The sequence below is a fragment of the Fluviicola sp. genome (genome assembly GCF_030151805.1).
GTDB lineage: Bacteria > Bacteroidota > Bacteroidia > Flavobacteriales_D > Crocinitomicaceae > Fluviicola.
In genome coordinates this window covers 1-10,106 of sequence record NZ_JASLCN010000178.1, presented here as the reverse complement: position 1 = coordinate 10,106, position 10,106 = coordinate 1, and the positions used below count along the sequence as shown (strand labels likewise).

Sequence of the window (10,106 nt, the reverse complement as noted above, 5' to 3'; positions counted from 1 at the left end):
ACTTACAATCTGAGCCTCTGTAAATCGTGACTTTTTCATAATTCTGACAATTTAAATCTATATTTTTAAACTGTCTGATTTTTAGGGAAGTTTACAGCTTATGATATGGGATAGACCAATATATTTCAAAAACAAAAAAACAATTCGTTTTTACGAATTGTTTTCAATCATTTACAAGGTTAAAAGAAGCTCGGGTGCAGATTGAGAACACTACCCATTTACAGCTCCCGGATCCTTAGATACTCCACCTAAAAATTGTCTTATCTGTTTCATCGAAACATGTTTCATAACAATCATAAATTCACTGTCTCCTACGAACCAATTTAAAATCACTTGCCCATTTCCACCACTTCCAGATTGAAAACAATTTCCAATCGGTGTTTGATACTCAATAAACATCTCCTCACTACCGAGCGGCATTAATATAGACTTGAGTTCAAGAAGTTGATTTTTATCTTCAATTTGCGATTCAGGTGTTATGTAATAAATCTTTTTCAACAATTCATACCCCTTATAGATGTTATGCTTTTTGAATAATTGTTTCATCCCAGGATTGTCTCCCAAAAGTCTCTTAATGAGATCGTTTTCATCATATCTTATGATAAGAATGGATGCTGAATCAGAACTCATTTTTAAATGACTCTCACTAGATTCTATGCTATCTTTTAGAATTTGAGGAAAACTAAATCCTGAAAATTGTACTTTATTATTAATTGGAAAACTCTGAATGATGGCATTTTTCGGAACGATATTGTCAGTTGGATATTTGTTTTCTGTCTGACATGAAGACTTTATCAAGATTAACAAAAACAACATTATTAAATGAACCTTTTTCATATTTAAAAATTATTTAGCTTTAATATTCTTCATCCCTGTTTTAAGTCCTCCATATATTGAGGTTTCAATTTGATCAAAACTCCCCCACAACCATAAAAATTGATAGTTAACTGTCTCTTCAGAATCTGGCCATAGAGAATCAACTCCCATAAATGTTTCTGTTTCATATGGAACTTTATTACTCAATATAAAATTATAAAAATTACTGTTTTCCTTAAAAAATGTCTTGACAGATTCTGGAACCTCCCAATCTCCTTTATTAATAACTTTTGTCTGAAACTTTTGAGCAGCTTCAAATCCCCCGTCATCACTACCATATTTCGCCATATATGCTTTTTTAATACCTTTAAATTCAGACAAAAAATCATACATAGCCTTTCCTCCCCCAAAAACACCTGGGTGCAATATCAAAGTTTCACCATACTTAACAACTGACCGGTCTTTTTCTCTCAATCCAATACTTATAACGGATAATCCAATTTCTATGATTGGTAAAACAACTCCAATATATGCAGAAGATGCTTTAGTTGCAAAACTTGTTCCCGGTGAAAAGTATGATGCAATCGACGTTAAAGAATTATAACTCTCCACGAGCTGTTTTGGATCTGTTTGTTTGTTAGCGTTCAAGATAAAATCTACATTCGCTAACATATTGTCGATTTTACCAATTTTTCCTTTTATGGCATCATATGTGTCAGAAAACTCCTTCAATTGCTTTCTATCAGCTTCATTAGGTAATAAATCGATTATATCATATTTCGCCTGCTGTCCCAAAGAACCTGCTTTTTTTGGCTCCAACCCCTCTAACTCAACAGCATCAATTACTCTATTTCCCGAAAACTGATAAGAACTATAATAAGGGTATTTCGCCGCCAACGGATCCACCGCAAAGAAACGTCCAATCCGCGGATCGTGCATGCGATACTCATAGTTAATACTATTTCCAACTCCTTTAATCTCATCATCGCGTTCCTGTCCCTGGAAACCGTAACGGTAAACCTCTCCATTGTTCCTTCCGGATTGAATGGTTCCGAACGGATCGTAATCGGAGTAAGAAACAATGGTCGGCAAGTAGTAATCCGTGATCTTATCCGGGGTAGAAGCCGTTTTAACTCCTGTTGAAAGGGTATACACACCATCATCCACTCCCCATTTGCGGTCGGTGATCACGGCCAGTACGTTTCCTAAATGGTTGCTCAATTCGTAGCGTTTGCTTCCCACCACATCGGAGCCTTTGGCTGTTCCATAGCCCAATTGGCGCGTCATGTGCGCTGTATTGGCCGTCAGGGTGCTGTTCAGGGTTACAGAAATCGTTGCCCCGGTATAAACAGCCAGTGTTTGGTTTTGCCAATTCCCCGGCTGGCTGAAACTCAACTCCACATACGCCGTGGTTGCATTGTTTTTATCGTACCACAAAGCAGCACTTATGTCCGTTGTAATGGTTTTGGCATTGATTGCTGCCATCAATCCCTTCAGGTTGGCATCCAGCCCGGATGCAAAAACCCACGGGTACGGATCATTCAACACCGTACTTCCTGCACGGTACTGCACATAAGTGGTACCGGTTGTGTTATATGTAGAACCTGTAATTCCTATAATGGAGGAAGCGCGGTTCCCGGATTTCACATAATTCACATTCGGAGTGGTACTCAGTGTCTGATCCACTACCTGGGATCCCAGCCTGGATGCTCCGTACAAATGGAAATCTTCCAATAGCATGGCCGTGTTATTCGCTCCGGTAGAAGCAAACGTTCCTGCCACATCTCCTTTTTGCGTATAGGTCGCCATCAGGTTCCCTTGCGCATCCAATGCATAATACGTGGTTGTGATCTGGGCAGTATTGACAATGTAAGTACTTCCGCTCAATACCTTTGGTTTGGTAATTTTCACCACACGCTGACCCATGGCATTGTAGCGGAATTCCATATCTGCTCTTTTACTGAGACTGGAGTGGATGATTTTAGTGACCTTATTTTGTGCATTCCACAAAATGTTTGTGATATTTTCCTGGTTGTCACGGATCAATCTTCCGGAGGCATCGTAAACATAATTCGTTGTCGTGTTAATGTTTGCAGGAACCAATGTTCCCATATCATCCACATCATCATCAAAAGTTCCTGCCAGCACAGCGTCATCGATGTGATACAAACGGTTACTTTTTAGATAACCGCTTGGGCTTTCGAGATCGTAGCCATATGTAAACTCATCAATCGATGCCCCGGTATAGTCCTTACGATTCAGATTCTTGATGTTTCCATTCAAATCATACGTATATGAACTGTAATGATTGGCAGTCGGAGTTGCCCCTGTCCAGGCATTATTCACCGCCTGGTTTGCTGCCGTATAGGTTTGCACTTCTTTTAAACGCTGTAGCTGGTCGTATTTGTATACACGCACCACGTTTCCAAGCAAGACGTTGTTTTCCTTCTTGATGGAAGTAACCATGGCACGGATATTCCCGTTGTACAGGTTGATTGTTCCGACAGATCCCGTTAAAAAGGCACTTTCGGAGGAAGACAACCAATTGTCTGCAGCAGCCGGTGGAGCAATTGATTTGTAATCAATCTCCGTTCCCGCATTGAAATAGGTCAAACTCAACCCGATCGCATCCTGCGCCACATAACGGTTCTTATGAGTGCGTGTCGCACCGTCTTTCCCCATATCGCGGGAAGAAACACCCGAGTTGCTGTTAACTCCTTTCAACCAGCCGTGAACCGTGTAGGCATAATCAGTTCCCTGAACTTTGTCTTCTCCCAATTCCGTACGGGCCAAAGGTCCATGCAGGTAATAATAATAACGGGCATCCGCATCCCATTTCACACCGTCTCTGGAAGTTTGTACCTGGGTCAGGCGGTTGTCATCATCATACGAATAACGGTGTAGGAACTGATCTTCCTTGTCTTTCTGATAAATCACATTCAGAACTTTTCCGGAATATACGTCGTACTGGTAATCTACGGTCTTGTACCGGTTATTCGCTCCCATCAATGGAATATCGGTGAGAAGCTGTTTCACATTTCCGTGAATATCATAATTGTAGAAAATCGCATTGTCATAAGCTGCCGGAGTGCCGGTATACACTTCATAACTCATCACAGCAGCCACCCGGTTATTCAGATCTTTCGGCGCCCATCCGAGTGCGGTATTTAAAGCCAAACTTTGCTTGTGATAAATGGTTTTAACGACATTATAAGCAGGCGTGCTCCCGGAAATAGCCGGATAGCTGTTATTATCGATAAAAGCAAGGGTATTTAACAGGTTTGTAGAAACAAACACCCCCGCTTCAAGCGGCCTTCCGAATTCGTCAAACTTAGAATAGCTGTATTTATTTTCAGTCGCCTGCTGGGCTGTTTGCGAATAACGCAACTGCTGGGCACTGTTGTACCAGAATTTAGACGTTCCGCCATCCGGTGTAGTCGTTTTAACCGGCTGATTCAGGGAATTGTACGTGTAAACCGTCTTCAGCAAATGCCCGGGTTGCGTAACACCATCCCAAACTCCGCCGGAAGTAAACCCTGCCGGTGGAACAATGTGTACTCCTGCCGGTGGAACGGTCTGTACCAGGTTTCCTGCCTGATCATAGTAATACAACGTATAATAATATTCACATTTACCATAGGTAATGGAGAATTGTTCCTGCAGGTTTGCGTTAAAACAATTGGTTGAGAACGACTGGGTCAGGCCATTGATGTAGTTTTCGTAAAATACCGCGTATTGTAAATTAGCAAGGGTTGTTGCTTCGTTCATAATATCATTTATACAATCATCAACCCATGCCTGCAATGAAAAAGTATCGGCAAAAGGCTCGAGGTCAGGCTCGCAGTAACGGTATGAAATACTTTTCCTGTCTAGTTCATTGATGCTATACGAATAAGCACCTGACGGATTTTTGGTGATTGAATATTCATCGATAACATGTGTATTAATCGTTCCGGTCAATAAAGTCACTTTTACGGTAAACAATAAACGATCCAAGGCCGGAGGTGTTGACGGCACCACTTCATAGTTTAAAACTTCGATGCTCGAAATTTTATTTACGTCATACTGTACATTCAATGAGGTCGCAGCGTTGGAGAGTTTCAATTTCATCGCAGATGAGGTCCAGTATGCATAACTAAACGAAGCTACATTCGGTGCAATCAACGGCGAAGTAATAAAATTCGTATAGTTCGTTGTTGACGGGCTGATATCTGCTGCCAAACTGGTCAAAAGAGCCAGTTTTTTATTCAATTCGGCACCAAACTGGGCAACATTACTGTATGTTACAGATACGGGACTTGAACAAGTGTCATCTGCAGCTAACAAACCAAGGGAATAACTTTCGCAGTTCGCAGCCATAATACCCTGTACTGCAGTTAGGTCCGGATTTGAATTCAATAAATCACTCATCTGAATAGCTCCGGTCATGTTGGAGTATCCATTACAATCCGTCAAACAATAATTCTGCAAATGATAGCGGATCAAATCCTTTTCATTCTGATCCAAATCATCACAGTTATTGGTAATTTCACCCATCCAGAAAGCTACATTATTCGCACAGATATTTGCGCAATTGTCATCTATGACTCCCAATAAATCAGTCGCTCCCGTAGGGCTGCTCAGCGTTGCAGGATCAATAAAATTGGCATTCTCGTCATCCAGGTAATTACAACTTGGTGCATAACCTGATTCTATCAAATTATTCCGTTCTCCTAAATAAACACTTCTGACATATGTCCAGATACGATTTATCAGTTCATCCCCAGTCAACAGAACTCCGTTCTCATCCTGAAACAAGTTTGCATTGGTAACAACCATTCCTGAGATGTAATCATAAATACTTCCTCCTGTTCCCTGGAAGTTATTATTTAGACCTGTAAGAAATGAGGAAAAAGAAGATGCATAAAGCGGATGAGTCGCCAAAGGATCATTCGCAACAACCAGGTCTCCGGAACTATTGATATAGGTAGGTTGAGCTCCCAAAAATGTAGAAACAGAATTAATAGTATACGCATATTGTTTCACATCTGCCAAAGAGATACATTTGGTGTAATGACAGTATTCGGGATGGGTGCTTACAATCAGATCTTCCCACCCGTCTTGCCAATGATCTGCCAAATCTTCCAGACTCACCGGGTTAAAAGTGGTACTTGAGGTAAGAGGATAATTAATGTCCCAATTTAATGTGTTATTTCTCCATGGGGCATAGGAATCAAAAACCCAACCTCCTGGAGAAACATCTTGTTTTAAAACACCTAAAAGCATGCTACACTGTCCGGGATCACTGGTCATTTCATCTGTCACTCCATCTACCGCAGAAGTCGCACATTTAGAAGAGATACATGTATTTACAGCATCACGATCTGCCGCTGGCAATGAAGATAACAAGCCAGTAAGTGGTAATCCTAATTCCTGGCGGCACTCCTGTTCATAAAATGATGCACAATCAAATCCGCACCCCAGGGTTACTACATTTGAAGTATACTGATCCAGGTAATCCTGCAAATCAGGAGCTCCGGGAAGAGTCGCCGCATTGGAAGCTAAATAATTCGATAGCGCCTGCTGATCCACTTTCAGAATTTTCTGAATGCGGTATTCCCCCTGCATCGACAAGGTAATGGTTTTACTGATTGGTGCCGGATAGACAGAATTAAAATTCGGGGAAACACAACTCAATTCACTTCCCGAATAACGTTCTCTGATCGTACTCATCGGAGCACCGGGCATCGTCACGGAAGAATAACTTAAATTGACCTGGGCTCCCGTCGGATCAAATACTTTTATTTCCAATTCATAAAAACAGGATGCACAGGAAGTACCGAAATACTGACTCAACGCATTAACTCCACCGGTCACCAAATCGTAGTTCAACGTAATCGGGTTTGTTCCCTGGTTAAAATGCGTATAATCCGTTACACTTTGAAGACTTCCGTCCGGATCCGTTGTAATCAGGTTCATCGGCATCAAACTGGATGTCGTTGTAACCGGGGTTCCTGCCGGATTATTATCCAGTGGAAGTAAACCAGCCGGGGCACTTGCCATCAAACCAGTTGCGATAACATGCCCTGCCTGATCGGAGTAACTAACCGAAGCCTGCCCGTTTACATCAATCTGAACCTGCTTGTCATAATGAGACAGATTCCCCACATTTGATCCGAACAATTCACGCAAATCACGCTCAGTAGGTTTCACATAATAATAGTATGTTTCATGACCTGCCCCCATTCGGTGAGTTAATCCCACTCCGGAACTCACTTTCGGGCGTCCCAGATTGTCATTGCTTACAATAACTTGTGAATAGGGATATCCTTCTGCATCCGGAATCCGGTCTCTGAACGGATCTGATGTCAGATCATTCGCAGAACTGTAATAGCGTCCTGCCCCGCTTGCGGTTCCCATTGCCGCACTGGTTCCCAAATCAAAATCCGTTTTATCGAATTCTCCTCCGGAAGCATCTCTGTGCAGGTTGTTATAATAACTCAGGGAATTTGCATTAATCGGAGTCGGGATCACCTGAACGCTCGAACGCCCTTCGTAATCGTAAAGTGTAGCAGCCGCAACCACCTCTCCGGTACTTTTTTGCTGCATCAATTGCTGTCTTGCACGCAGTGATCCGTCAAAATAGGTCATTGTACTTGCAGACAAACCGTTTTCTGCATAAGCCACCGTATATTGCCAATTTTTCTTGCCTTCAAAATCCGTTGTGATTGCAAGGCTCATATTTCCCCCGGTCTTTTTGGCATAAAACCAATTTCCGTAAGTATATATTTCCTTATTACTTCCTGTTTTAAAGAAATATCCTCTCGGACGAATTCTGAAATAAATGATTCCCTTCGGATAAACCAGGTCTATGGTATGACTGTGCTTATACGTTGTAATACGCACCGGTTCCTTGAAATCAAACGGGCTTTGGTCCGTTCCGTATGCAAAATTATCATACTCACCAATAAATACCCATTCCACATCGTATTCAATAGCTCCGGTTATATGACTCCAATTCAATTGATTCGTATTCGCGATTGATAATTTCGGAGCAGTCATAAAATCCAATTCCACAATACGGTCATTGAAGACCATTGCTTCCAAATGGATATCTGTCAGGGGTAAATCGGAAACAGTTCCCGCTATCCAGCTGGTACCATTATGCTTTTGAATGACCATGTTAGTAATATTCCAGGTCATTTTATTATCCGCCGGAAGTGCTGATTTAAAGTCTGCCCAGGCAGCATAATTTGCTGTTCCATCCGGGGTGAAATCGATCATCAGGTTTTCCTCCTGTGACGTTGTTGTATTCTTAACTGTCAGGGTTAAACGCCATTTGGGTGCATTTACCAGATCACTATGTGAATTTCTGTTATATACCAATTCCAGTCTGAATCTACGATCCACATTAAACAGAACACCGGAACCCGCGCTTATTAGGGGATCCTCAGCAAGAATATTCGAACCAACTCCGATAGATGTTAAGGGATAGTTAGATGTTGTCAGCAATTCCTGTCCCCATGAAAGGAGACCCGTCAAGCTTAAAAGGATGATGATTACTAATTGTTTCATATCAGTCTAGGTCTTATCTTAAAAATTCGTCGGTTGATTCATTATATACAATCCCGTAGGAAGAAAACGATTCAGTAGGCACCATCTTCCCGTTTTGATTTGTAAAGTAAAAATCCGTATCAAAAATCGCTGTATTGTACGTCGGGTTTTCAATCAAAGTGATTTCATTGGTTGCTTTTATTCCAGAACGCTCAACTAGTCTTTCATTGTAATAATAATCTACGTGTTTTAGCAGATCTCCAGCAAAGCGCAATTCAATCAGGTCAAAATATTGGTTCGCAAACCTCAGGTGGTACACCCGTTCCAATCCGTCAAAGGAAAAATAAACAGAATCTGCCTTTGCTGCCAAAGTATCAACTCCTTTGATCAGATGAGCAAAAGAAAATGTTTCTTCTTTCTTTTCTAACTGGCGGTTTTCCGAATAAATAATCATCCGGTCTTCGTCATTGATCAAAATCGTGTTTTTTGCATTAATCAACACCTCGCAAAAAGGAGTTTGGTAAAAATAACCTTGCGGAGTAATCAACACACTTATCTTCCCCTCTTCCGTGAATTCAGTAGTATCATTCGATGTATAATCAACCACAAACTGGAATGTATTTAATTTTTCCAGTTTGGCGTACATGTTTTTGAACTCTTGCGAAAGTTCCTGCGCATGAGAATGCATAATTACCCCCAGCAGCACGATCAATGTACAATAAATCACTTTCATGTTTAGTTCTTTTTAAGAGATGTTCTGGATTCCTGTACGGTAATGATTCCCTTCTCTGTTTCTCGTTTTACCAGGAACAATTGTCCTTCATCATCATAATAATAGAATGTAGCATAATTGTTTTCATCCAATACTGCTTCCAGACGTTGGTTCTCGTTATTATAGACATACGTGTTCATTTCAGCATCGCGAGGCTGAACCCGTAAATCGTCAAACAAGGAATATTGAACATAACCATCTCCACCTGGGATACTTGGATCCAACACTTCATTGGCAAGTGGAAGAACAAAGCGTACATACCTGGCTCCGGAAGGCACTACAAAATTCAGGGTAAACTTCTGCCATTCATCAATAAAAGTTCCCTGCAGAATATCAACCTCTTTGTAAGTAATCGTGCTGGTACTCATTAAGGTATTCGAAGCATCCCAAAACTCCACTTTAAACGGGCTTGTAAAATAATCTCCCGTATTATGCAATGTTTGCAAAGATTGATTATGGGCGGTACTAAACCAACCAGAGAATTGATACTCTTTCCCTTCCACTAAATTCAACCTTCTTTGAAGAAAGGTAACGCCACCCTGATTCAAAATTTTCAAACTTTTATCTCCCGTATGCCCTTTTCCGGTATAAAGAGTTACTGCATTCAGAGGTACACTTACTACCGGATCCGGCAATACTTTCCCCAAGAAGATCTCGCCTCTCCAATTTCGTTTATCTGCTTCGGGAATATTAAACAAGGTTCCGACACTACTGGCAAACTGAATCGTTAGCCCGGTGACACTCGTTATATTTGAAGGACTTAAACGAATCAGGCGTTCTTCCTTAGGGTGGAATATTCCATTCGCATCATCAATAAACGCATCAAAATGAACCCGAAGTACGTAACTACTGTATTCGGACAATAACGATACCGGAGTATTTAATTTTCCTGAATATCCATATCCCTGAATATCAAATCGGTTTTCAATACGGGTTGCTCCGGTGTTTGTATTTGTACTGTAAAAATTCAGATTATTCGTCGAAT

4 protein-coding genes are annotated in these 10,106 nt (G+C 41.2%); all 4 read right to left on the bottom strand.

All coding sequences use genetic code 11. From position 1 onward, the window contains the following. Nucleotides 1-210 precede the first annotated feature (210 nt). Nucleotides 211-837 (bottom strand): hypothetical protein, encoded by a 627-nt coding sequence (locus Q1V93_RS06780; protein WP_300663075.1) that lies wholly within the window; start codon nt 835-837, stop codon nt 211-213. A 9-nt stretch (nt 838-846) separates the two neighbouring features. Continuing rightward, the gene (locus Q1V93_RS06775; protein ID WP_300663074.1) at nt 847-8,370 is read right to left on the bottom strand and encodes an RHS repeat-associated core domain-containing protein; all 7,524 of its coding nucleotides are present in this window, start codon (nt 8,368-8,370) and stop codon (nt 847-849) included. A gap of 13 nt (nt 8,371-8,383) precedes the next feature. Further along, complete coding sequence (locus Q1V93_RS06770; protein WP_300663072.1) at nt 8,384-9,082, bottom strand: hypothetical protein; 699 nt, start codon at nt 9,080-9,082, stop codon at nt 8,384-8,386. 2 nt (nt 9,083-9,084) lie between these two features. Next, nucleotides 9,085-10,106: hypothetical protein (locus Q1V93_RS06765; protein WP_300663071.1), on the bottom strand; the 1,022-nt coding region annotated here is incomplete at its 5' end.

Excerpts from the sequence above, each read along its gene's own strand:
- Q1V93_RS06780 (WP_300663075.1), bottom strand. The coding sequence starts at position 837 with ATGAAAAAGGTTCATTTAATAATGTTGTTTTTGTTAATCTTGATAAAG.
- Q1V93_RS06775 (WP_300663074.1), bottom strand. The coding sequence starts at position 8,370 with ATGAAACAATTAGTAATCATCATCCTTTTAAGCTTGACGGGTCTCCTT.
- Q1V93_RS06770 (WP_300663072.1), bottom strand. The coding sequence starts at position 9,082 with ATGAAAGTGATTTATTGTACATTGATCGTGCTGCTGGGGGTAATTATG.